Source organism: Exiguobacterium sp. s48 (assembly GCF_018617395.1).
GTDB lineage: Bacteria > Bacillota > Bacilli > Exiguobacteriales > Exiguobacteriaceae > Exiguobacterium.
The window spans coordinates 939,598-961,799 of sequence record NZ_JACSKC010000001.1 but is presented as its reverse complement, the minus strand read 5'-3'; the positions used below and the strand labels follow the sequence as shown (position 1 = coordinate 961,799).

The window sequence follows — 22,202 nt, the reverse complement described above, 5'->3', positions numbered from 1 at the left end:
TTTTTGTGAAAAAATTTAAACGTATTTTCTTAGTGGTCATGGACTCGGTCGGAATCGGTGAAGCACCGGATGCCGAACAGTTCGGTGACAAAGGAGCGGACACGCTCGGGCATATCGCACGTGAACATAACGGATTGAACATGCCGAACATGGGTAAACTCGGACTTTCGAACATCAAGCCGATTCAAGGCATCGATGCATCGGATGCCCCAAGTGCGTATGGTCGTATGGAAGAAATCTCAGCTGGTAAAGATACGATGACGGGACATTGGGAAATCATGGGTCTTCATATCGAGACGCCGTTCCGTGTATTTGAAAAGTTTCCTGACGATTTGATTCACCGCCTCGAAGAGTTCAGTGGCCGTAAGATCATCGGAAACAAACCGGCATCAGGAACTGAAATCTTGGACGAACTCGGTGCAGAACATGTCGAGACGGGCGCCCTTATCGTGTATACATCTGCCGACTCGGTCCTGCAAATCGCAGCACATGAAGACATTGTGCCGATTGATGAGTTATACCGTATTTGCGAATATGCCCGTGAAATCACACGTGAAGATCCGTATATGCTCGGACGCATCATCGCTCGTCCGTTCATCGGGACACCAGGAGCATGGGTCCGTACGGCAAATCGTCACGACTACGCATTGAAACCATTTGGTAAGACGGTCATGAACACGCTCGAGGAATCTGGGAAAGACGTCATCGCATTAGGGAAGATCAGCGATATTTACGATGGTGAAGGTGTGACAAAAGCCGTCCGTACGAAATCGAACATGGACGGCATGGACAAATTGGTCGAGTCGCTCGAGGAAGACTTCGAAGGACTCTGCTTCTTGAACTTGGTTGATTTCGATGCCTTGTTCGGTCATCGCCGTGACCCAGAAGGCTATGCGGTCGCACTTGAAGAGTACGATGCGCGCCTACCGGAAGTGATGGAGCGTCTTCGTGAAGACGACTTACTCATCATCACAGCTGACCACGGAAATGATCCTGTTCATGCCGGTACAGACCACACACGTGAATACGTTCCGCTCATCGTTCATCATAACGGAGCGAAGGCGGTTGATTTGGGCATTCGCGGGACATTCGCAGATATCGGTGCGACCGTTGCTGATAACTTTGACGTCGCGGCACCATCACACGGAAAGAGTTTCTTAAACGAAATTTGAGGAGGCAATATTCATGGTAAATTGGAACGAAACAAAAGCGTTTTTGCAGGAGCGTATGGGTGATACACCAGAAATCGGACTCATTCTCGGGTCAGGTCTTGGAGTCCTTGCGGATGAAATTGAGAACCCGGTAGCCATTCCTTATGAGGAAATCCCACACTTCCCAGTGTCAACCGTCGAAGGACATGCGGGTCAACTCGTGTTCGGAGAACTTGAAGGTAAACGTGTCGTCGCCATGCAAGGACGGTTCCACTTCTATGAAGGATACTCGATGGAACAAGTGACGTTCCCGGTTCGTGTCCTCAAATTGATTGGTGTCGAGACGCTCATCGTGACGAATGCAGCAGGCGCATGTAACGAGTCATTCAACCCAGGGGACTTGATGATTATCACGGATCATATCAATTTCTTCGGAACGAGTCCGCTCATCGGGAAAAATGCGAGTGAGTTCGGGACGCGCTTCCCTGATATGTCAGAAGCGTACGATAAAGAGCTCGTGAAATTGACAGAACGCGTCGCGTCAGACCTTGGACTTTCTGTACAAAAAGGAGTCTATTTCGGGAACACAGGTCCTACGTACGAAACACCAGCTGAAGTCAAAATGGCACGTCTTCTCGGTGGAGACGTCGTCGGTATGTCGACGGTCCCTGAAGTCATCGTCGCACGCCATTCAGATATGCGTGTCCTTGGGATTTCGTGTGTCTCGAACATGGCGGCAGGTATTTTGGACCAACCACTCAACCATGAAGAAGTCATCGAGACGACAGAACGTGTTCGTCAAGACTTCCTTTCACTCGTGCGTGGCACGATTAAAAGCATGTAAGTAACTTAATTTCTAGGAGGACGACAGTTATGCGTATGGTCGATTTGATTTTGAAAAAACGTAACGGTGGAGAATTGAACGAAGAGGAGATTCGCTTCGTCGTCGAAGGATTCACGAACGAATCAATCCCTGACTATCAGATGTCAGCCTTGTCGATGGCCATCTATTTCAATGGGATGACTGAAAAAGAGACGGCTGCCTTGACGATGGAAATGGTGAAGTCGGGCGATACGATCGACCTTTCGAACATTGAAGGGAAAAAAGTCGATAAGCACTCAACGGGCGGTGTCGGTGACAAGATTAGCTTGATTGTTGCACCACTCGTCGCGTCGATCGGAATTCCGGTTGCGAAAATGAGTGGTCGTGGTCTCGGCCACACGGGAGGTACAATCGATAAGCTTGAATCGTTCCCTGGATTCAATGTCGAATTGACGGAAGAACAATTCACGAAACAAGTGAACGATATCAAGATGTCCATCATCGGGCAGACTGGGAACTTGACGCCTGCCGATAAGCGCCTCTATGCGCTCCGTGATGTCACGGCTACGGTCGAATCGATTCCACTCATCGCGAGCTCGATCATGTCGAAGAAAATCGCAGCGGGTGCGGACAGTATCGTCCTCGACGTCAAGACGGGTTCTGGTGCGTTCATGAAGTCGTTCGACGATGCGAAAGCACTCGCGGAAGAAATGGTCGCAATCGGGAAGAACGTCGGACGTAAGACGGTCGCTGTCATCACGGACATGGACCAACCGCTCGGCTTTGAAATCGGGAACGCGAACGAAGTGAAAGAAGCGATTGAAGTCCTTTCAGGTAAAGAAGTTGAAGACTTGAAGACGATCGCACTCACGATCGCTGGACATATGGCTGTCCTTGGTGAGTTCTATCCAACTTTCGACGAAGCATATGCAGACCTTGAAAAACGAATTGCTGACGGTCATGCACTCGAGGTGTTCCGTAAATTCGTTGAAGCCCAAGGTGGCGACGCGTCACTCGTCGATGATGTGACAAAATTACCACAAGCCTCTTACGAGACGACATTCGTCGCGAAAGAAGCAGGTTATGTCGAGTCAATCATCGCAGACGAAGTAGGTGTCGCAGCGATGCTTCTCGGAGCGGGCCGCGCAACGAAAGAAGACAAGATTGATTTCGCGGCAGGCATCACGCTTGAGAAGAAAGTCGGGGACCGTGTCGAAGCGGGCGATGTGATCGCGGTGCTCCGTTCGAACATCGAAGACATGTCTTCAGCCGTTGAACGTTTAGACCATGCCTATACAATTGGTGCAACGAAACCAGAGGCTCGCCCACTCGTTCACGCTGTCATCCAATAAGACAGAACGTCTGTTTCCACAAAAAAAGTGGAGACAGACGTGTTTTTTTGATAAGATGGGTAATGTGAGTGTCAAACAGCAGGATACATACCATAAATAAAGGGGTTGCTTGAAACATGAAAAAAGGTTCTATGAAACTTGAAAATGGCGAAATGATTGAATTTGATTTGTTCCACGGTGAAGCACCGATTACAGTCGAAAACTTCGAAAAACTTGCAAACAGCGGGTTTTACAACGGATTGACGTTCCACCGTGTCATCCCTGGCTTCGTGAGCCAAGGTGGTTGCCCACAAGGAACTGGAATGGGTGGCGCAGGCTACACGATTCCTTGTGAAACATCGACATCTTTCCCACACAAGCATGAAGCGGGCTCACTTTCAATGGCCCACGCAGGTCGCAATACAGGGTCTTCACAGTTCTTCATCGTGCACGAGCCACAACCGCATTTAGATGGCGTCCACACGGTATTCGGTAAAGTGACATCTGGTCTTGAGCATGCCGTCAAACTTCGTCAAGGTACGAAGATGGCAGAAGTGAAGGTTTGGGACGAGAATTGATTTTTGCCTGAAGGTTATGGCACAATGAACCATGTCTCTCACGTGTTCACGTTGTGAAACTTGAATGACAAAAGGTGGTGAACCCAGCGATGCTGGTCAAATATAAACGTTCTTATGAAAAGACGGCGATGGGTCTACTCGCATTCTCATGCAGTGACAAATCTCCGCTCAGCTTGCTTGAACTCGTCCGATCGTATGACGAGGAGGAGTCGAAGTTCCTCTACTTATGGAAAGTCGACGAGGACTTCGTTGGCATCATTGGAATGGAGCAACAAGGAACGACGATGGTCATCGACCATATCGCCTTGTCGCCTTCATTCCGTGGCGAGAAACGTTCTTACGAGCTTCTTGATGAGGTAAGAAACGTCCTTCCACTTGATTTGACGTTAACCGGTACAGGCAAGACAGGCGATTTATTAGATAAATGGAATCAATTAGTCGTCTGATGACAAAAACCCCCGTAATCACGATTGTGATTATGGGGGTTTTACATATTGATAGAGTAAATCACAAACCCGTTAAATGAGGTGGATTCATGAATCGAGTAACAATCGATGAACTGATCAATCGATTGGAGCAAGTGCTCAGGCAAGAACGAACGAGAGAAGAAATCTCTGACTGGGCATATCAGTGGATGGAACAATATGAAAATATAGATGGATTTGATTGGACAGCTTCTGACGAGGTGGTTTGATCCTGCTTACAAACGATAGTTGGCATGGATTTACTTGAAACCCCTTCTGAATATTTACATGATCGGAGCGATCTCGAGAGTTGGGTGATGGCGTTTAAGAAGTTAAAAAATCATCATTGATCATGAAAAGAAGACTTCTTGAATCTTGACGTCAACTTCTTGCACGTTGCCTTTTTAAAAGTGCCAACTCCCGTTCCGTGATCACCTCACTCCGGTCACGGCGCAGATGCTTGTGGACCAATTCCTCGAAAGATAGTTCCGTCGATGGAAACGTCGGTTTCAATGATTCGACCGTCTCACGAACGTTTTGTTGTAATGGGAGCTTCGTTTCTAACGGCCATTTCTCAAGCTGTGCGATGAAGGAGTCGACATCAAGACCAAGTTCGTTTAAATAGGGGGAAGCGACGTCAATCTTTCGACGCAACAGTCGTAAGCTCTTGTTCGCACCGATGAGATTGTCTCGTCGTAGATGGTAGTGAATAACAGCGTATTGGATAAGTGCCGCATAGCCGTGATGTTGTCGTCCACCTTCTTGCCATGCCTCCTCTAATACTTCGTGACATTCAAAATAATCGGCATGACATTCAAAGAGCAACGTATAATGAATAAAAGGGGTCATGAATCAATTTTCTCCTTTCGTGTCCACGGTGTTATAAAACATGTTATACTAAAGCGCAAAAATGTAAAATGGCAGGTGTCTCTATGGAAGCCTATAACGTTAAAATTGATACGTTCGAAGGTCCACTCGACCTGTTGCTCCATTTGATTGGAAAAATGGAGATTGATATCGTCGACATTTCCGTGGCAGAAGTCACTGACCAGTATGTCGGCTATATTCGCACGATGCAAAAATTTGAACTCGATGTGGCCAGTGAGTATCTGGTCATGGCAGCGACGTTGCTCCAATTGAAGAGCAAGCAATTGTTACCTCCGGTGCCAATCGAGGATGAAGAGGTACCAGACTTTAGTGATGAACCGACGCGTGAGGGTCTCATTCGTCAATTGATTGAATACAAAGCCTATAAAGAAGCCGTCGTTTTTATGCGCGAACAGGAAGAGCATCGTCTTGAATTGTATACGCGGCCAGGTGAAGATTTAACGACGTATATGTCTGAAGAAGTGTCGAAGTACGACGGACCACTCAACTTTTCAGATTTACTTCACGCCTATTCGAAGATGATTGAGCGAAAACGTTGGAAAGAGCGACGCAAAAAGACAATCAAGCGAGAAGAACGGACGCTTGAAGAGCAAATGACACGACTTCATGAACACGTTTCTTCTACGCGACAGACATCATTTTTTGCCTTTTTTGTCGAACGTCCGAACGTCTCGGATCTCGTCGTGACATTCATGGCACTTTTGGAGTTGATCAAGTTACGGGTCGTCGAAACGAAACAACTTGACCAAGATATTCAAATCTCGTTCATCGAATCATCAAAGAAAGGGGATGAAGCGGTTGCTGTCCTATGAGACGATTATCGAAGGATTGCTGTTCGTCGTCGGAGACGAAGGAATGGAAGTACGAGCGCTCGCCGAGACGCTCGACATTTCAGAGGCTGCGGCACGAGAACAGCTCAGTAAATTAGAAGCTTCGTTTAAAACATCGAAGCGACCGTTTCAACTCATGGAATCGGCAGGGGTGTATAAGCTTGTGACGGTACCGGACGTCTCTCCGTACATTCAAAAATACGTCGGGACGATGGCTGAGCAGGCTCTTTCACGCGCGGCGATGGAGACGCTTGTCATCATCGCGTACAAACAGCCGGTCACACGAGCGGATATTGAAGAGATTCGAGGAGTCAAAGTCGAACGGGTCATCCATACGTTGTTATCGAAAGGATTGATCGAATCGGCTGGACGTGCGAAGACGATTGGTCGTGCCAAACTATACCGTACGACAGAGCATTTCCTCGACCACTTCGGGTTCAACTCGCTCGAGGAACTGCCGCCATTAACATTTGAAGATGAACTGACAGACGAAGGCGATTTGTTCTTCGGTCAGGAACCATCGAAGCAAGAAGAGAGATTGGAGAAGGATTAATCATATGGAACGTTTGCAAAAAGTAATCGCACAAGCGGGGATCGCCTCGCGCCGGAAAGCGGAAGAAATGATTTTAGATGGTCGCGTTCGCGTCAATGGGAAAGTCGTCCGTGAACTCGGGACGAAAGTCGGACCGAAGTCAGAGATTGAGGTCGATGGCGTCAAAATCGAACAAGAAGAGCATGTCTACTACGTACTCTATAAACCGAGCGGCTATGTGTCGACGGTAGAGGACGATAAAGGACGTAAAGTCATTACGGACCTCGTTCCACCAGGAGCGCGTGTCTTCCCGGTCGGACGTCTTGACTATAACACGACGGGACTCATCATCTTGACGAACGATGGCGAGTTCTCGAACATGATGACACACCCGAAATATAAAATTCAAAAGCGCTACGTGGCAAAAGTGAAGAATATTCCTTCTTACTTGGCCATTAAACAACTAGAGTCAGGCGTTCAGCTTGATGACGGTTTTAAAACGGGAAGTGCGAAAGTGAAAATGAAGTCTGTGGATCAGAAGAAGAACACAGCGATTCTCGAAATCGTTATCTCGGAAGGGCATAATCGCCAAATTCGTCGAATGGTTGAGGCGATCGGTTCCGAGGTCATCAAACTGAAGCGTGAACAGTTCGGTTTCTTGACGCTCGACGGTCTCAATACAGGCGATTGGCGTGAACTTTCACACAAAGAGATTAGTAAACTCCGTGAACTCGCGAATCCGACCGTCCCACCGAAACCACGAGGCAAAAAGAAGAAAAAATAACAATAAAAAATCGTCCTGAAATGGGATGATTTTTTTGATTGTGGAGATTGTGTGACAAAAAAATGAAAAAAGTCTGTTAATGTGCGTTTTTAATGTTTTTTCAGTACAATAGCAACTGAAGGATGGTGTGAAAACGATGACAAAAGATCAACAGAAAGACGATCGGATGGAACAAGCGGTCGCGAAAAAGAAAAAAAGATCCTTTTCGCGATTGATGATTATGACGGTAGTGCTCTTTGCGGGAGCGATCACCCTCATGCAACTATTTGACCAAGCAGGGAACGACGGGCGCATCGAGGCAGGAGACGAGGCACCGAACTTCAAGCTCGTCACACTTGATGGTTCGACACTATATGAACGAGACAACTATGAAGGGAAAGGGATGCTCCTGAACTTCTGGGGGACATTCTGTGAGCCTTGTAAGAAAGAAATGCCGGTCGTACAAGAAAACTATGCGGCACTTCAAGACATGGGCGTCGATTTTTGGGCGGTGAATGTCGGTGAAACGCCGCTTCGCGTCGACAACTTCATCAACGACCTTGGTGTCAAACTTGATTATCCGATTTTGATGGATACGAAGAGTGAGGTCGAAGGAGCCTACGGCATTTATAACTTGCCTGTCACATTCGTCATCGATGGTGAAGGCAACGTAATTGAAAAATATGAAGGTGAACTTTCAAAAGAGAAATTGATGGAGTTAGCCGAGAAGTCATTGTAAGCGAACGGGGGACGCACAGATGCTAGATATGAAATATGATGGCGCTGATTTACGGTCGAAGCGTCGTCCTAGATCGATCATTGACCGCGTATGGAGCTTTTTCGCTTCGGTCAAAGTAGGTTTATGGTTGATTGGTCTGATTATTGTCGGTTCGGCAATCGGAACAATCTTCCCTCAAGAGATGTATATCCCACAACAGTTACCTCCTGAACAGTACTATCTGGAGGAGTATGGAACACCGGGTTCGATTTATTATGCCCTCGGATTCCATAACCTATATACATCGTGGTGGTATATCAGCCTGATTGTCATGTTGACGCTCTCGCTTATCGTTGTATCCATTGACCGAGGTGTCCCGCTCTATAAGGCACTTAAACATCAACCGGTCAGACGTACAGAACGCTTTATGAAAGGGCAACGTCTTTTCGGACAAGGTGAAGCAACTGATGCCCAAATGGATGAGATGGAGGTTGCACTCAAGAAGAAGCGGTATCATGTCAAACGGGACGGAGATGCGCTACTGGCGGAGAAACACCGTTTCGGACGTTGGGGTCCATATGTCAACCACGTCGGACTCGTCATCTTCTTCCTTGGGGCGATGCTCCGCGTATTCCCTGCATTCCATACGGACACGCTCGAATGGGTGCGCGAAGGAGATACGGTTTCGTTAGAAGCGACGGACGGTGAATATTATTTGCGGAACGATCAGTTCATCCTGGAGATGTACGACCCGGAAAACAATGAAGAAGATGCGAAATTTGCAGCAGCCATTGAAAAAGCGGGAGCCGTTCCTAAAAACTATGAGACCGAACTGACATTATTCAAAAAAACGGGAATGAACGAGGACGGATCGCCGCAACTCGAACAAATCGATACTGGTTCGACAAAAGTCAACCACCCGTTTAAATTCGATAAGTTTGAAGTGTATCAGGAGCAATATTCGAGTCGTCCGGAGTTCTTGTCGATGTCGTTCATGCTCGCTGATAAGCAAACAGGTGATGAGTATGGTCCGTTTAAAGTTGATTTGGAGAATCCGGAACAATCGTATGATCTCAATGGAGTCACGGTTTCGCTGAAGGATTTATATCCCGACTTTGAAGTAAAAGACGGACAACCGAACACGAAATCGCCGCGTGCACTTAATCCTGCATTCTTCTTCAATGTCGAAACGCCAGATGGCGCGACAGAATCGAATTTGATTGGAATTCGACTCAATGTAGCCGATGAAGACAACCGCTATGAAGTGAAATTTGCGGGTACCGAGATGGCGAGTACGAGCGGACTTCGAGTGAAGAGTGACTCGACATATCCAATTCTCATCGTCGGTGCAACGATTTTCATGATTGGGATCGTGATGGGAATGTATTGGCCACATCGACGTGTCTGGATTCGTCGTCATGAAAACGATGTGCTCGTTGCGGGCTTCACGAACAAAAACCCGTCCTCGCTCCGTCGGGAGGTTTCACCGTTACTAGAGCAAACAGGACTGCCGATGTGGGAAGACCAGGCAAGGTTCACATCGAAATCTGAGAACGAGTCAATAGATGAAAGAGGGGAATCTTGATGGAATGGATTGAATGGAGCAGCCGTATGCTGTTTATCGCGTTCTTCCTTTACGCAATCTCAACGGTGCTCTTTACCATTGCTGTGAGTGGCATGCGTAAAGAACGGAACGTCAACCGGATTGCTTACGGGAAGTATGCATATATCTTGGCAATTATCGGTTTTATCGCTCAATTGACATATTTCTTTATGCGTTGGGCAGGTGTCGGTTATGCACCGGTATCGAACTTATACGAGTACACGACGTTCTTTGGTATGATGATGGTCGTTGGATTCCTCGTTGTGTACGGAATTTATAAGAATGACGTACTTGGCTTGTTTGCGATGCCGGTGGCGTTACTCGTTATTGCCTTCGCATCAATGTTTTCAAGCGAAGTCGCGCCGCTCATTCCAGCATTGAACAGCGTGTGGTTAAAAATCCACGTTACAACGGCGGCGCTCGGACAAGGGATTTTGGCAATCAGTTTCGCCTCGGGGCTCATTTTCTTATTGAATGAAACATCAATGAAAGAGCAATCGAAATCACGGACGTGGCTCGAAGTGACGATGTTCGTCCTCATGTGTACGCTCGGTTTTATCCTCGTCTCGATGCTCTTTAAAGGGATTGGCGCTGGTGGTGTCGTCGAGTTCACGAACGACCGAGGACAAGCCGAATCGTATGAATACTTTATGCCGATTTTGTTCGTACCGGAGGGTGCTCAGTTATTGTCTGGTGCGAGTGGTTTGTCACTCGAATTGCCGAACTGGATTAACACGCTCAAGTTGAACACACTGATTTGGTCAATCATCGGTGGAATTGTGATTTATGTGCTACTTCGATTCGTCATTTTGCGTAAACGAGTCGCTGAGGCACTTCAACCGCTTGCGAAAAAAGTCGATCTCGACCTTGCTGATGAAATCAGCTATCGTTCGGTTGCGATTGGTTTACCCGTCTTTATTCTCGGTGGTCTCATCTTCGCGATGATTTGGGCGCAGATTGCCTGGAACCGTTTCTGGGGATGGGATCCAAAAGAGGTATGGGCATTGATTACGATGCTCACCTATGTCTACTACTTGCATATGCGGATTCAGCGCGGATGGACAGGTACGAGAGCGGCATGGCTATGTGTCGGTGGATTTGGAATCATCATGTTCAACCTCGTCTTCGTAAACTTGGTCATCGCGGGTCTTCATTCATATGCATGATCCAAAAGAAGTCACAATTGTGACTTCTTTTTCATTTGGTCCACCAAATCATCGTTGTGAAGCGAAATAATAGAGTGGTATAGTTATGGCAGAGAGTGGAATGTTCACAATTGTGCAACATTCACTACAACTCGTAATGGGTCTTAGGAGGGTTTCACATATGGCTGAGAAAACGAAGATTTTAGTAGTTGACGACGAGGAGAGAATTCGTCGACTTTTGAAAATGTACTTAGAACGTGAACAGTATGTGATTGAAGAAGCCATCAACGGCGAAGAGGCACTTGCGCTCGCCCTTGAAAACGAATACGACGTCATCTTACTTGATTTGATGATGCCGAAAATGGACGGAGTCGAAGTATGCACAGAACTTCGGAAAACGAAAGCGACACCGGTCATCATGCTTACAGCGAAAGGTGAAGAAATTGATCGCGTTCAAGGATTTGAAGTCGGAGCGGACGATTACATCGTTAAACCGTTCAGTCCTCGTGAGGTCGTTCTTCGTGTCAAGGCACTCCTTCGTCGTTCTGGCTCGACTAAATTCATGCAAACGAGCGAGAAATCGAAAGACTTGATTGTTTTCCCACATCTGACGATTGATAACGATGCACACCGTGTCACGGTTGACGGAGAAGAGATTGCACTCACACCGAAAGAATACGAATTGTTATTCTTCCTAGCCAAACAGGTGGATAAAGTCTTTTCTCGTGAGCAACTGTTAAAAGAAGTATGGAACTACGAATTTTTCGGAGACCTTCGGACCGTCGATACACACGTGAAACGCCTACGTGAAAAATTGAACCGCGTCTCGCCAGATGCGGCGCACATGATCACGACTGTATGGGGTGTCGGGTACAAGTTCGAAGCTGCTAGTGAATGATGCTTCGTCGAAACAGCATCGTCACGAAACTATGGCTGACGATTCTCGTTTTAGTCAGTGTCATCTTATTCATCGTCTCGGTATTGATGCTCGAATTTTTCAATTCGTTTCACATTGACCAAGAACGAGGACATCTCGCCAAACTTGGAGGACAGGTTCAATCGGTATTATTGAATGAAGGTGACACGTCCCAAACGATTGATCAAATTATCGAAGTTTATGGGGCCAACTACATCTTGGAGAATGGGACCGTTCGTTCCAACTTCGGGAATCAAGTGGATGAGTTGATGGTCGAACTTGGTCGCCAAGATTGGGAAGCGTACCAGGCAGCAGGAGAAACGGCGATCGGCAACTTTTCCTCTTTTGACGATCAGGCGGCTCTTGCTTACCGAACCACATTTACGTTGTCGAGTGGTCAATATACGCTTTACTTACTAGAACCACTCGATGCCATCTCAAGTGCGAACGCGGGGGCACGAACCATTATTCTTTGGACCGTTGCTTCGGCCATCATTGTCACGACCGTCTTCGCGTTCTTCCTATCGACTCGAATCACGGCGCCGCTTCGAGCAATGCGTGATGCTGTCAATAAGACGGGGGAAGGCCAGTTCGATTTACGTCTCGAGACGAAAACACGAGATGAGATTGGCGAACTCGCTGCTTCCTTCAACGCAATGAGCAGTCAGCTGGCGAAGTATGTCGATGCGCTCGACCGGGAACGGTTGCAACTTGCGTCGATTCTTCGTTCGATGGCGGACGGTGTCATCACACTCGATCGTCATGCGAACGTGATTGTCACGAATCCTCAAGCGAGTCCGTTGCTTCATGAGGGGCAACCACATGAAGTCGTCTTGTCACTCTATGAAGAAGTGATGGAGGGGGCATCCGAAAAGACGATTGAAGTGAAGCAGGACGATCGGTACTATACACTCACGGTCACACCGCTCGTCGGTGAAGATGATTTCGAAGGGGCTGTCGTGGTCCTTCGTGATACGTCCGAGAGCCATCGTCTCGATAAGATGCGGACCGACTTCGTGGCGAACATTAGCCACGAACTTCGAACGCCGCTCGTGACGCTACAAGGATATTCAGAAGCCATCATCGATGGAATGACAGAGAGCGACGAGGCGACGAAAGAGTTCGCCTCCATCATCTATGACGAATCGCTCCGTTTGGCACGACTCGTCAATGACTTATTGGATTTGGCACGCATCGAATCGGGTAAAGAGACGATGAAATTCAGTACGTTTGATATCGGTGATTTCTTGCCTCGTGTCATGCGGAAGTTTAATCAAATGGCATCTGAAAAAGAGATTCATTTACAGACGGACGTACCGCACCGTCTCATCGAAGCAGACGGGGACCGTCTCGAACAAGTGTTCACGAACTTGATCGGCAATGCCATCGCCCATACCGACTCTGGTGAGATTCGGATCGTGGCAACGGAAGAAACCGATGGGTTACGGATTCAATTGACTGATACGGGACACGGAATTCCTAAAGAAGACTTACCGTTTGTTTTCGAACGATTCTATAAAGCCGATAAGGCAAGAACGAGTGGTTCGAAGACAGGGACAGGAATCGGCCTTGCCATCGTAAAAAACGTGGTCGATGCCCATCACGGAAAAGTCAGTGTATCAAGTACCCTCGGTGTCGGTACGACCTTCGATATTTACTTACCATTTGAACAACCACACATCTCATAATGGTGACTCGTTTGAGTCACCATTTGTGGCATTTTATGGGGGGAGACGAATGAAACGATATACACGTACCGGTGACACCGGTGAGACCTCATTGATTGGGAGTCGGGTCGAGAAGCATCATCCTCAAATCGAAGCGATGGGTCATCTTGACGAATTGAATAGTCAGATTGGGCTCGCCATCGCTCATCAGGAGGATGCGACACTTCGAGAACAATTGACGAAGATCCAGCATGATTTGTTCGACCTTGGTTCGGAACTGATGTATACGGAAGAACCTCCGAAAACGGTCGATTTATCGATTGTGACGGAGCTCGAACGCTGGATGGATGAGTGGGAAGAGTCTTGTCCAGAACTCGTGCGCTTCATCCTTCCGGGTGGCAGTGTTGCCGCATCTAGCTTACATGTGGCTCGCGCCGTCTGTCGCCGGGTCGAGCGTGACTTAGCGGCTCTCGGTGTCGCTGACCGGCAGTTGCCTTACTTTAACCGCTTGAGTGATTACTTATTTACAGTCGCCCGTTACGCGAATGTCGTGGCAGGGGTGCCGGACCAAGAATATGCACGCGGCGCTGCCGTGTTTCAACCAAAACGAAAAAAGGAGTGATCGGCTGATGAAAGGGATCGTTCAGTTCCAACATCAATTGCACTATTCGGTCTATCCGACCAAAAAATTTAAAACGACGACATGTCTCGTGTCATTCGCCGCACCGTTGTCGGCAGAGACGGTTGCAGATCGGGCATTGCTCCCATTCATCATGGAGAAGTCGACGGCGACGTATCCGTCCATCGAGTTGTTTCACACACCGCTAGAAGATTTGTTTGATACGAATTTGTACGCGGGAGCATCTAAAATCGGTAAAGAACATGTCATCCAATTCCAACTTGAAGTCGTCAACGATCATCTTGTCGGAGAAGATGTGTTGAGTCAGGCAATCAAGTTACTTGAAGACGTGTTGCTTCGTCCAAATGCCTATGATGGAGCATTTCAACCACTGATCGTAGAGCAGGAGCGTCGGTTACAGCGTCAACGCATCGAATCGGTCTATGATGACAAAATGCGCTTCGCCCAACAGCGTTTGCAAGAGATGCTTGGAGGAGAGCTTGCGATTCCGTCACTCGGTACGCTCGAACAACTCGACCACGTAACACCAAAGTCGTTGTATGAGGCTTATGAGTCGATGATTCAAAACGATCGTGTTGACATCTATGTCGTCGGTGACGTCAGCCGTGAGCAAGTCGAACTGGCCTTCGAACCATTAGAACCTCTCGGCACACGTCGCTCGCGTCTGTTACCTGAAGCAAGTCGGGCAGAGTTCAAACGTTTAGAAGAACATCAAGATATTAAACAAAGTAAGCTTCATCTCGCTTATGCCCTTGATGTCGATCCAAGGACCGAAGATGCGATTCGCATGCAGGTCCTGAATGGACTATTCGGCGGATTCCCTCACTCGAAACTGTTCATGAACGTCCGAGAAAAGGAGAGTTTGGCGTACTATGCCGCCTCTCAATACAGCTCCCTAAGTCGGAAATTGTTCGTCTATGCCGGCATCGATGCGTTGAACCAGCAAAAGACCGAACAGATCATCGAGGAACAATTGAAGGCATTACAGGCAGGGGAGTTTGAAGATGAGACGTTACAACAGACGAAAGAAATGTTGTTCCATCAACGTCGTCAACTCGGAGACAGTCCACGTCAATTGATTGGCTGGATGAGTGGGTCAGACATTCGCCCATTCTCTTTAGATGAAGAGATGGCGATCATTGAAAATACGACGCGAGATCAAGTCGTCGCCCTTGCAAAAGAAATTGAGCTCGAAGCCGTGTATTGCTTGAAAGGAGGAGAAGCATGAAATTAGATTTTCCTAATGTCGGGGAGACCTTACATCATCATGTTCTCGAAAATGGCCTCTCCGTTTACTTACTGAAAAAAATCGGATATGAAAAAACGTTTGCGACGTTTACGACCAAATATGGCTCGATTGACCGGCGCTTCAAACTAGAGGACTGGGTAGAGGTTCCCGATGGTATCGCCCATTTCTTAGAACATAAGATGTTCGAGAAGGAGGACGGTGACGTCTTTCAACAATTTGGTCGTCAAGGGGCGTCAGCGAACGCCTTCACTTCCTTCACGCGGACGGCTTACTTGTTCGGTGCCACATCGAATGTCAAAGAGAACGTGCAAACGCTTCTTGACTTCGTCCAGACTCCTTACTTCACGAAAGAGTCAGTGGAGAAAGAAAAAGGAATCATCGGACAAGAGATTCAAATGTATCAAGACAACCCGGGATGGCGATTGTATTTCGGTTTGATTGATGCGATGTACGAGACGCATCCTGTCAAGATTGATATCGCCGGGACAATCGAATCGATCGCTGAAATCACTGCGGAAGATTTATATACTTGTCATCAAGCGTTCTATCATCCGAGCAACATGGTACTGTTCGTTGTCGGGAATATCGGGCCGGATGACATGCTCGAACTCATTCAGAACAATCAGTCCGCCAAATCATTTGACGAACCGACGTTACGTACCCGTGAATCGATTGATGAACCGCTAACGGTTCGTCTGTCAGAACGCATCATCGAAATGGATGTCTCTGTACCGAAAGTCATGATTGGGTATAAAGATGTCCCGCAAGCAGGGGAAGCGGGCCTCAAGCAAGAGTTGACAGTGGAGCTGCTCATGCATGCCCTCTTCGACACGACAGCGCCACTCTATACAGAACTGTACGCGGAAGGCTTGATTGATGATGCCTTCTCGTTCGACTACACGTCAGAAGAAACGTTCGCCTTCGCCGCCTTGTCAATGGAGACACCTGAAGTTGAGACGTTTGTAGGACGGGTGACAGAGGCGTTGGAACGTCCCCTTCAACTCACTCAAGAGACACTGGACCGGAAGAAACGCATGATGCAAGGGCAATTTTTAAAAGCTTTGAATTCACCAGAGTTCATCGCTAATCAATTTTCTCGCTATGCGCTGAATGATGGGAATCTGTTTGATATTCCGAACTTGATCGATGCCATCACACGAGATGAGCTATACGAAGCGTACAGTCGATTGTTCCGTACTGAACAACGAACGGTATGCATCGTCAAAAAACCATGAAGACGTTGATTGTTGGAGCGAGCGGTGCCATTGGTCGCGCCGTCTCGCTCGCTTTTCGTGACGACGAGCTAATCTTACATGCGAATCAAGGTCGTGATCGACTTGCGCGATTGATTGAGACGGAAAAGGTACAAGCCGAACTGATCACCTGCGACCTGTCTGACCGAATCGCCGTTGAGGAATGGGTATCCTCTATCGATATCGTCGATCGCATCGTTTATGTGGCGGGTCACGCACAACATGGTCTAGTTGTTGACCAATCAATCAGTGAACTCGACCTTCTTTATGAAGTACATGTTCGCGCCATGGTGCGACTCATTCAGTCTGTCGTTGCGAAAAAACCGTATGCCCGTCAACTCGACATCGTGATCGTCTCTAGTGTATGGGGAGAAGTTGGAGCGGCGGCTGAGGTGTTTTATTCGACCGTCAAAGCGGCACAGCTTGGCTTTGTCAAATCGTTCGCGCGAGAGGCGGGACCGTTCAATGTTCGAATCAATGCGGTGACCCCAGGGTGGATTGATACGCCGATGAATGATACGGTAGAAGAGACGAAACAAATGGTGACGGATGACATTCCGCTTGGTCGTCTTGGGGATGTTGAGGATGTGGCCAAGACAATCCGATTCTTATGTTCATCAGATGCCTCGTATATGACAGGCGCCGTGTTACGCATCGATGGCGGATGGCAATGATTGTATCCGCACAAACCTGTTCTTTTCAATTCTTCTAAAATAATTTAAAATAGGCTAGGTAGCGAACTCGCTCGAAAGGATGGTTGGGGATGGAACATAAATTCGAAGAGTGGTATCTCGAATATGAATTGTGTCAAAATCGACCGGGTATCCTCGGAGACATCGCGTCTCTCATGGGAATGCTCCAAATCTCCATCGTGACCATCAATGGGGTCGATCTTCAGCGTCGCGGGATGTTGCTTAAAGCTCCGGCTGCTGATCACGTCCATCGTCTCGAGCATATTTTAAAGCGAATGGAAGCCATCGCCGTCATTAAATTGCGCCGTCCGAAGTTGCGGGACAGGATTGCGATTCGGCATGGTCGGTATATCGATCATGACAGTGATGACAAGAAGACGTTCCGCTTCGTCCGAGAGGACCTAGGAATCCTCGTGGATTTCGTCGCAGAACTGATGAAGGAAGAACGTCATTTGTTGATTGGGGTACGCGGTAATCCGCGTGTCGGAAAGACAGAATCGATTGTCGCAGCAAGTGTATGTGCGAACAAACGATGGTTGTTTTTATCCTCGACATTGATGAAACAGACCGTTCGGACCTCCTTGTTTGAAGAGGAGCGGGAAGGCGATCACGTATACATAATCGATGGTGCTGTCTCTACCCGTACGATGGATGAGCGACATCGACAGCTCATCCGTGAAGTCATGCGGTTGCCTGCTGTGAAAGTCATCGAACACCCTGACCTATATGTCCGAAACACCGATTGCGTGTATGAAGACTTTGATTATATTATTGAATTGAGAAACAATCCGGATGAAACGATAATCATCCCACAAGAAACGCATCGTGAGTCAGAATGGTTTGAATAATTATGTGAATGGAAGGTGTGGACCCCTGTGACAGAACTAGGGACTTTTTTGAAACAAAAGCGTGAAGAGAGCGGATTGACGCTCGACCAAATCCAGCAGACGACAAAGATTCAAAAACGCTATATCATCGCGATTGAGGAAGGTGATTACAAAAATCTCCCTGGCTCTTTCTATGCACGGGCGTTCATCAAAACGTATGCGGAGTCGCTCGGTCTTGATGTGGATGAACTGTATGAGACGTATGCTAAAGATTTACCGGTCATCGAGGCACAGCCAACCGTTCAACTTTCTCGGAAGAAGACGTATTCAAAAGCTTCAGAGTCGACGAGTCGAGTCTCGCGTTGGGTCCCGAAAGTGCTTCTCGCCCTCACGGTGTTCTTGCTCATCACGGCCGTTTATTTTGCAGTGAGAAGCATCGATTTTGGTGGTCAGGATGCCAGTCCGGCCGAACCGCCAAGTTCAGGGGTCACGGTCGATCAAAATAAAGATGTCCCGTCAGATGAGCCAGCCGAAGAAGAACCTGCTGAAGAAACACCTGCCGAAGAAGAACCGCCAGCGGAATCTGGTCCGATTGCGGTAACCGAATCGAACGGAGCAGACATCACATATGAACTCGCGACAAGTGATAAACTTTCGACTGAGATTTATGTAAAAGATTCACCTGCTTCCTATGTTGGTGTTCGTGATACGTCGTTAGAAGGGGCTTTCCTTGCACCGGAGTATCCGAACCAGTCGAAACAGAACCCGATCGTCATTGAAGACGCCGAGACGGACACGCTTCGTATTCGAATCGGACTCATTGCAGGCGTTGAGAAAATCGTCGTCAACGGTCGTGAGCTCGAGCTTCAAGAGTCTCCGGTCACACAAAATATTTTTGTAAAGAGAGTCGACGCCGAATAAGTCGACTCTCCTTCTAAGAGGAGGCGTTCTACATGAACCTACCTAACCGATTGACGATGCTACGCGTGGTCTTGATCCCCGTATTCGTCGTCTTACTCGCTGTTGATTTTGATTGGGGAAGCATTGCCTTTTTAGGTGCCGATGTCCCTGTTCACCAATTCATTGCTGGTGTGATTTTTACCATTGCGGCCATTACGGACTGGTTGGACGGTCATTTGGCACGTAAGCATAACTTAGTCACGAACTTTGGTAAATTTATGGACCCGCTCGCAGACAAATTGCTCGTCACGGCAGCACTCGTGTTGCTTGTGGAGATGGATCTCGTCGCAGCGTGGGTCGTCGTCGTGATTTTGTCACGTGAATTCGCGGTCACGGGCTTACGCCTCGTCGCTGCCGATGAAGGAATTGTCGTCGCGGCCGGAAAGTCTGGAAAAGCAAAGACGTGGGTGCAACTTTTTGCGATCATCTTCTTACTGTTCGGTAATCCGATTTTCAGCTATGTCGGCATTCCGTTCGGTGAGTGGGCGATGTGGTTGGCCCTTGCCCTGACAATTTATTCGGGTGCCGAGTATTTCGCACAAAACTATAAAATTATTGTGAAGTCGATGTAAGTCGACAGAGACGAGTTGGTTGATCTAGCTCGTCTTTTTTTTGAAGTCGAGGAGGAATTGAGATGAAACGAGCCGAAATCATTGCGGTAGGAAGCGAGTTGCTCTTAGGGGAAATCGTCAATACGAATGCGAGTTACATATCAGAACAACTGTCGAAGTACGGCGTGCCAGTCTTGTATCATCAAGTTGTCGGGGATAACGCGGCACGAATGAAAGAGATTTTCGATACCGCCCGTCGCCGTTCCGACTTTGTCATTGTCACGGGAGGACTCGGACCGACGGCAGATGACGTCACAAAAACGGTCCTTTCAGACTTACTCGAACGTCCAATCGTAAGGGATATGGAAGCGTATGAAACGATTCAACGATTCCTTCTGTCACGCGACCGGGAGATGAATGACGGGGATGCTCGTCAAGCCGATGTGCTTAGCGGTGCCGATGTGCTACAAAATCCAGTTGGACTTGCTCCGGGGATGTGGATTGACGGGGAGACGACATGGATGCTTTTACCGGGCGTGCCACGAGAGATGAAGGCATTGGTCGAGGCTACGTTTCCAAAGAAACTCTCAGGTGCGACACTCGTCTCGGAATCGTTACGCTTTTATGAGATCGGGGAATCCGCTCTCGACGATGCCGTGAAAGACTTATTGGACGGTTCGAATCCGACCGTCGCCCCTTATGCCGAGACGGGCGAGGCAAGGCTTCGAATTAGTGCCCGTGCGACGGACGAAGCGACCGCACGCCAGATGATTGAAGAAGTGAAGACCGAAATTCTGAGACGGGTCGGCTCGTACTACTTCGGTTCTGACGATGAAACAATCGCATCACATCTCATTCAATCATTGTCACGTTTGAATCAGACGCTCGCTGTTGCCGAGTCGTTGACCGGTGGTGAAGTTCAGTCAATGATTACATCGACACCTGGTGCGTCAGCTGTTTTTCTAGGGGGAGTCGTGACGTATTCGAATGAGCTAAAAAATAGGTATTTAGGGGTCTCTCTTGATACAATTGAACAACATTCGGTCGTCTCAAAAGAAGTAGCCTATGAGATGGTGAGCGGATTGTCCAAGGGGACACATGCCGACTATGCTCTATCTTTTACTGGTGAGGCGGGACCGACATCGAATTCAGGTCGTCCGGTCGGTACGGTCTACATCGGAGTGAAGACACCGGACGGAATTGAGGTCATCGAACGGAATTACCCCCATCAAGAACGGAATATCATCCGCATGCGAGCTGCAAAGGATGGATTATGGACGCTCATTCAACAAATGAAAAAAGGCGAATAAATGTTCGTAAAAAACTTGTGTATCATGAAATGTTCACGTATAATAAGAGTATCAATTAAAGGAGGCTCATTTATCTATGAGTGATCGTAAACAAGCGTTAGAAATGGCATTACGCCAAATTGAGAAACAATTCGGTAAAGGCTCAATCATGCGCCTTGGTGAAAATACAGACCAGCAAGTATCGGTCATCCCTTCAGGGTCAATCGCCCTTGACGTCGCACTCGGAGCAGGTGGATATCCACGTGGTCGTGTCATCGAAGTATACGGACCGGAATCTTCTGGTAAGACAACTGTAGCGCTTCATGCGATTGCGGAAGTTCAAAAGCGTGGCGGTCAAGCAGCATTCGTTGATGCCGAGCATGCGCTCGATCCAAAGTATGCTAAAAACCTTGGAGTCAATATCGACGAGTTGCTTCTTTCACAGCCAGACACTGGGGAACAAGCCCTTGAAATCGCAGAAGCCCTCGTTCGTTCAGGAGCGGTCGATATCCTCGTCGTCGACTCGGTCGCGGCACTCGTACCGAAAGCCGAAATTGAAGGGGAAATGGGAGACTCGCACGTCGGTCTTCAAGCTCGTTTGATGTCACAGGCACTTCGTAAGTTGTCTGGTGCGACGAACAAATCGAAAACGATTGTCATCTTCATCAACCAAATTCGCGAGAAAATCGGGATCATGTTCGGTAACCCAGAAACGACTCCTGGTGGCCGCGCCTTGAAATTCTACTCATCTGTACGTCTTGAAGTTCGTCGTGCGGAGACACTCAAACAAGGTCAAGATATGGTCGGGAACCGTACGAAGATCAAGATTGTAAAAAACAAGATCGCGCCACCGTTCAAAACGGCGGAAGTCGATATCATGTACGGTGAGGGGATCTCACGTGAAGGGGAACTCATCGATATCGGTGCCGACCTCGACATCGTTCAAAAGAGCGGAGCTTGGTACTCGTTCAATGAAGAACGTCTTGGTCAAGGTCGTGAAAACGCCAAGCAATACATGAAAGAAAATCCAGCGATCGCGGCTGAAGTTGAACAACAAATTCGTGATCACTATGGATTGAACGGCGAAAAAACGGTCACGGTTGAAGGTGAAGACGACGAAGTCCTCTCGCTTCTCGATGACGAATAAGCACATCGTCTCACTCGAATTCTTTCGAGTGAGATTTTTTTAGTATAATTTTTTAGGCAATTGGTAGTTCTATCCTGTCCGTGCATTGCATTCTCCCTCTTAAATAAGTACAATAAAGTTATGCGCGGGCTAGCCCGTGTATCTCACTTATTAAAAAAATAAAATAACCTTGCGAAAGGGAGGTG

At 47.9% G+C, this 22,202-nt stretch carries 24 protein-coding genes; 23 read left to right on the top strand and 1 reads right to left on the bottom strand.

The features are described 5' to 3' along the window. The first annotated feature begins 5 nt into the window (after positions 1-5). The 6 genes from deoB (at position 6) to KNO66_RS04915 (ending at position 4,577) form a co-directional block, all read left to right on the top strand. On the top strand, positions 6-1,172 hold the full coding sequence (gene deoB, locus KNO66_RS04940; protein ID WP_214740967.1) for a phosphopentomutase: 1,167 nt from the start codon (positions 6-8) through the stop codon (positions 1,170-1,172). Positions 1,173-1,185: 13 nt separating this feature from the next. Then, a complete protein-coding gene (locus KNO66_RS04935; protein WP_214740965.1) occupies positions 1,186-1,995 on the top strand; it encodes a purine-nucleoside phosphorylase in 810 nt (269 codons plus the stop codon). A gap of 29 nt (positions 1,996-2,024) precedes the next feature. Continuing rightward, positions 2,025-3,326 (top strand): pyrimidine-nucleoside phosphorylase, encoded by a 1,302-nt coding sequence (locus KNO66_RS04930; protein ID WP_214740963.1) that lies wholly within the window; start codon positions 2,025-2,027, stop codon positions 3,324-3,326. Positions 3,327-3,442: 116 nt separating this feature from the next. Beyond that, entirely contained in the window at positions 3,443-3,883 is a 441-nt protein-coding gene (locus KNO66_RS04925; RefSeq protein WP_012726499.1) for a peptidylprolyl isomerase, read from the top strand. Positions 3,884-3,972: 89 nt separating this feature from the next. Further along, entirely contained in the window at positions 3,973-4,329 is a 357-nt protein-coding gene (locus KNO66_RS04920; protein WP_214740961.1) for a GNAT family N-acetyltransferase, read from the top strand. Positions 4,330-4,418: 89 nt separating this feature from the next. Then, positions 4,419-4,577 (top strand): hypothetical protein, encoded by a 159-nt coding sequence (locus KNO66_RS04915; RefSeq protein ID WP_214740959.1) that lies wholly within the window; start codon positions 4,419-4,421, stop codon positions 4,575-4,577. A 151-nt stretch (positions 4,578-4,728) separates the two neighbouring features. Here KNO66_RS04915 and KNO66_RS04910 read toward each other — a convergent pair whose 3' ends face one another. Further along, a complete protein-coding gene (locus KNO66_RS04910) occupies positions 4,729-5,196 on the bottom strand; it encodes a DUF309 domain-containing protein (RefSeq protein ID WP_214740957.1) in 468 nt (155 codons plus the stop codon). 83 nt (positions 5,197-5,279) lie between these two features. On the opposite strand from KNO66_RS04910, the gene KNO66_RS04905 reads away from it, so the two are divergent. The 17 genes from KNO66_RS04905 to recA all read left to right on the top strand — a co-directional run bounded on the left by KNO66_RS04905 (position 5,280) and on the right by recA (position 22,017). Continuing rightward, a complete protein-coding gene (locus KNO66_RS04905) occupies positions 5,280-6,047 on the top strand; it encodes a segregation/condensation protein A (RefSeq protein WP_214740955.1) in 768 nt (255 codons plus the stop codon). Continuing rightward, positions 6,025-6,618, top strand: a complete 594-nt coding sequence (gene scpB, locus KNO66_RS04900; protein ID WP_214740953.1) for an SMC-Scp complex subunit ScpB — start codon at positions 6,025-6,027, stop codon at positions 6,616-6,618. The genes KNO66_RS04905 and scpB overlap by 23 nt, the downstream gene beginning before the upstream one ends. Positions 6,619-6,622: 4 nt before the next feature. Next, positions 6,623-7,381: a pseudouridine synthase gene (locus KNO66_RS04895; RefSeq protein ID WP_214740951.1), complete on the top strand. Its 759-nt coding sequence runs from the start codon at positions 6,623-6,625 to the stop codon at positions 7,379-7,381. A gap of 136 nt (positions 7,382-7,517) precedes the next feature. After that, entirely contained in the window at positions 7,518-8,099 is a 582-nt protein-coding gene (locus KNO66_RS04890) for a redoxin domain-containing protein (RefSeq protein ID WP_214740949.1), read from the top strand. Between the two features lie 19 nt (positions 8,100-8,118). Beyond that, positions 8,119-9,663: a cytochrome c biogenesis protein ResB gene (gene resB, locus KNO66_RS04885; protein ID WP_214740947.1), complete on the top strand. Its 1,545-nt coding sequence runs from the start codon at positions 8,119-8,121 to the stop codon at positions 9,661-9,663. Beyond that, positions 9,663-10,847, top strand: coding sequence for a c-type cytochrome biogenesis protein CcsB (gene ccsB, locus KNO66_RS04880; protein WP_214740946.1), 1,185 nt, complete (start codon positions 9,663-9,665; stop codon positions 10,845-10,847). The genes resB and ccsB overlap by 1 nt, the downstream gene beginning before the upstream one ends. A gap of 160 nt (positions 10,848-11,007) precedes the next feature. After that, a complete protein-coding gene (locus KNO66_RS04875; RefSeq protein ID WP_214740944.1) occupies positions 11,008-11,724 on the top strand; it encodes a response regulator transcription factor in 717 nt (238 codons plus the stop codon). After that, on the top strand, positions 11,724-13,430 hold the full coding sequence (locus KNO66_RS04870; protein ID WP_251128057.1) for a sensor histidine kinase: 1,707 nt from the start codon (positions 11,724-11,726) through the stop codon (positions 13,428-13,430). The genes KNO66_RS04875 and KNO66_RS04870 overlap by 1 nt, the downstream gene beginning before the upstream one ends. A 49-nt stretch (positions 13,431-13,479) precedes the next feature. Then, entirely contained in the window at positions 13,480-14,031 is a 552-nt protein-coding gene (locus KNO66_RS04865) for a cob(I)yrinic acid a,c-diamide adenosyltransferase (RefSeq protein ID WP_214740940.1), read from the top strand. Between the two features lie 7 nt (positions 14,032-14,038). Next, the gene (gene yfmF, locus KNO66_RS04860) at positions 14,039-15,277 is read left to right on the top strand and encodes an EF-P 5-aminopentanol modification-associated protein YfmF (RefSeq protein ID WP_214740938.1); all 1,239 of its coding nucleotides are present in this window, start codon (positions 14,039-14,041) and stop codon (positions 15,275-15,277) included. Further along, complete coding sequence (yfmH, locus tag KNO66_RS04855; RefSeq protein WP_214740936.1) at positions 15,274-16,533, top strand: EF-P 5-aminopentanol modification-associated protein YfmH; 1,260 nt, start codon at positions 15,274-15,276, stop codon at positions 16,531-16,533. Before yfmF ends, yfmH begins: the two co-directional genes overlap by 4 nt. Then, on the top strand, positions 16,530-17,225 hold the full coding sequence (gene ymfI / locus KNO66_RS04850; protein WP_214740934.1) for an elongation factor P 5-aminopentanone reductase: 696 nt from the start codon (positions 16,530-16,532) through the stop codon (positions 17,223-17,225). Before yfmH ends, ymfI begins: the two co-directional genes overlap by 4 nt. A gap of 89 nt (positions 17,226-17,314) precedes the next feature. Further along, positions 17,315-18,091, top strand: a complete 777-nt coding sequence (locus KNO66_RS04845) for a YmfK family protein (protein ID WP_012726484.1) — start codon at positions 17,315-17,317, stop codon at positions 18,089-18,091. A gap of 48 nt (positions 18,092-18,139) precedes the next feature. Beyond that, positions 18,140-18,991: a helix-turn-helix domain-containing protein gene (locus KNO66_RS04840; protein WP_251127344.1), complete on the top strand. Its 852-nt coding sequence runs from the start codon at positions 18,140-18,142 to the stop codon at positions 18,989-18,991. 32 nt (positions 18,992-19,023) lie between these two features. After that, positions 19,024-19,602, top strand: coding sequence for a CDP-diacylglycerol--glycerol-3-phosphate 3-phosphatidyltransferase (gene pgsA, locus KNO66_RS04835; RefSeq protein ID WP_214740930.1), 579 nt, complete (start codon positions 19,024-19,026; stop codon positions 19,600-19,602). Between the two features lie 62 nt (positions 19,603-19,664). Then, the gene (locus KNO66_RS04830) at positions 19,665-20,891 is read left to right on the top strand and encodes a competence/damage-inducible protein A (protein ID WP_214740928.1); all 1,227 of its coding nucleotides are present in this window, start codon (positions 19,665-19,667) and stop codon (positions 20,889-20,891) included. A gap of 76 nt (positions 20,892-20,967) precedes the next feature. After that, the gene (gene recA / locus KNO66_RS04825; RefSeq protein ID WP_012726480.1) at positions 20,968-22,017 is read left to right on the top strand and encodes a recombinase RecA; all 1,050 of its coding nucleotides are present in this window, start codon (positions 20,968-20,970) and stop codon (positions 22,015-22,017) included. Positions 22,018-22,202 lie beyond the last annotated feature (185 nt).

Bases quoted from the DNA above. Each gene is read 5' to 3' on its own strand.
- KNO66_RS04935 (WP_214740965.1), top strand. From the start codon at position 1,186: ATGGTAAATTGGAACGAAACAAAAGCGTTTTTGCAGGAGCGTATGGGT.
- KNO66_RS04930 (WP_214740963.1), top strand. From the start codon at position 2,025: ATGCGTATGGTCGATTTGATTTTGAAAAAACGTAACGGTGGAGAATTG.
- KNO66_RS04925 (WP_012726499.1), top strand. From the start codon at position 3,443: ATGAAAAAAGGTTCTATGAAACTTGAAAATGGCGAAATGATTGAATTT.
- KNO66_RS04920 (WP_214740961.1), top strand. From the start codon at position 3,973: ATGCTGGTCAAATATAAACGTTCTTATGAAAAGACGGCGATGGGTCTA.
- KNO66_RS04915 (WP_214740959.1), top strand. From the start codon at position 4,419: ATGAATCGAGTAACAATCGATGAACTGATCAATCGATTGGAGCAAGTG.
- KNO66_RS04910 (WP_214740957.1), bottom strand. From the start codon at position 5,196: ATGACCCCTTTTATTCATTATACGTTGCTCTTTGAATGTCATGCCGAT.
- KNO66_RS04905 (WP_214740955.1), top strand. From the start codon at position 5,280: ATGGAAGCCTATAACGTTAAAATTGATACGTTCGAAGGTCCACTCGAC.
- scpB (WP_214740953.1), top strand. From the start codon at position 6,025: ATGAAGCGGTTGCTGTCCTATGAGACGATTATCGAAGGATTGCTGTTC.
- KNO66_RS04895 (WP_214740951.1), top strand. From the start codon at position 6,623: ATGGAACGTTTGCAAAAAGTAATCGCACAAGCGGGGATCGCCTCGCGC.
- KNO66_RS04890 (WP_214740949.1), top strand. From the start codon at position 7,518: ATGACAAAAGATCAACAGAAAGACGATCGGATGGAACAAGCGGTCGCG.
- resB (WP_214740947.1), top strand. From the start codon at position 8,119: ATGCTAGATATGAAATATGATGGCGCTGATTTACGGTCGAAGCGTCGT.
- ccsB (WP_214740946.1), top strand. From the start codon at position 9,663: ATGGAATGGATTGAATGGAGCAGCCGTATGCTGTTTATCGCGTTCTTC.
- KNO66_RS04875 (WP_214740944.1), top strand. From the start codon at position 11,008: ATGGCTGAGAAAACGAAGATTTTAGTAGTTGACGACGAGGAGAGAATT.
- KNO66_RS04870 (WP_251128057.1), top strand. From the start codon at position 11,724: ATGCTTCGTCGAAACAGCATCGTCACGAAACTATGGCTGACGATTCTC.
- KNO66_RS04865 (WP_214740940.1), top strand. From the start codon at position 13,480: ATGAAACGATATACACGTACCGGTGACACCGGTGAGACCTCATTGATT.
- yfmF (WP_214740938.1), top strand. From the start codon at position 14,039: ATGAAAGGGATCGTTCAGTTCCAACATCAATTGCACTATTCGGTCTAT.
- yfmH (WP_214740936.1), top strand. From the start codon at position 15,274: ATGAAATTAGATTTTCCTAATGTCGGGGAGACCTTACATCATCATGTT.
- ymfI (WP_214740934.1), top strand. From the start codon at position 16,530: ATGAAGACGTTGATTGTTGGAGCGAGCGGTGCCATTGGTCGCGCCGTC.
- KNO66_RS04845 (WP_012726484.1), top strand. From the start codon at position 17,315: ATGGAACATAAATTCGAAGAGTGGTATCTCGAATATGAATTGTGTCAA.
- pgsA (WP_214740930.1), top strand. From the start codon at position 19,024: ATGAACCTACCTAACCGATTGACGATGCTACGCGTGGTCTTGATCCCC.
- KNO66_RS04830 (WP_214740928.1), top strand. From the start codon at position 19,665: ATGAAACGAGCCGAAATCATTGCGGTAGGAAGCGAGTTGCTCTTAGGG.
- recA (WP_012726480.1), top strand. From the start codon at position 20,968: ATGAGTGATCGTAAACAAGCGTTAGAAATGGCATTACGCCAAATTGAG.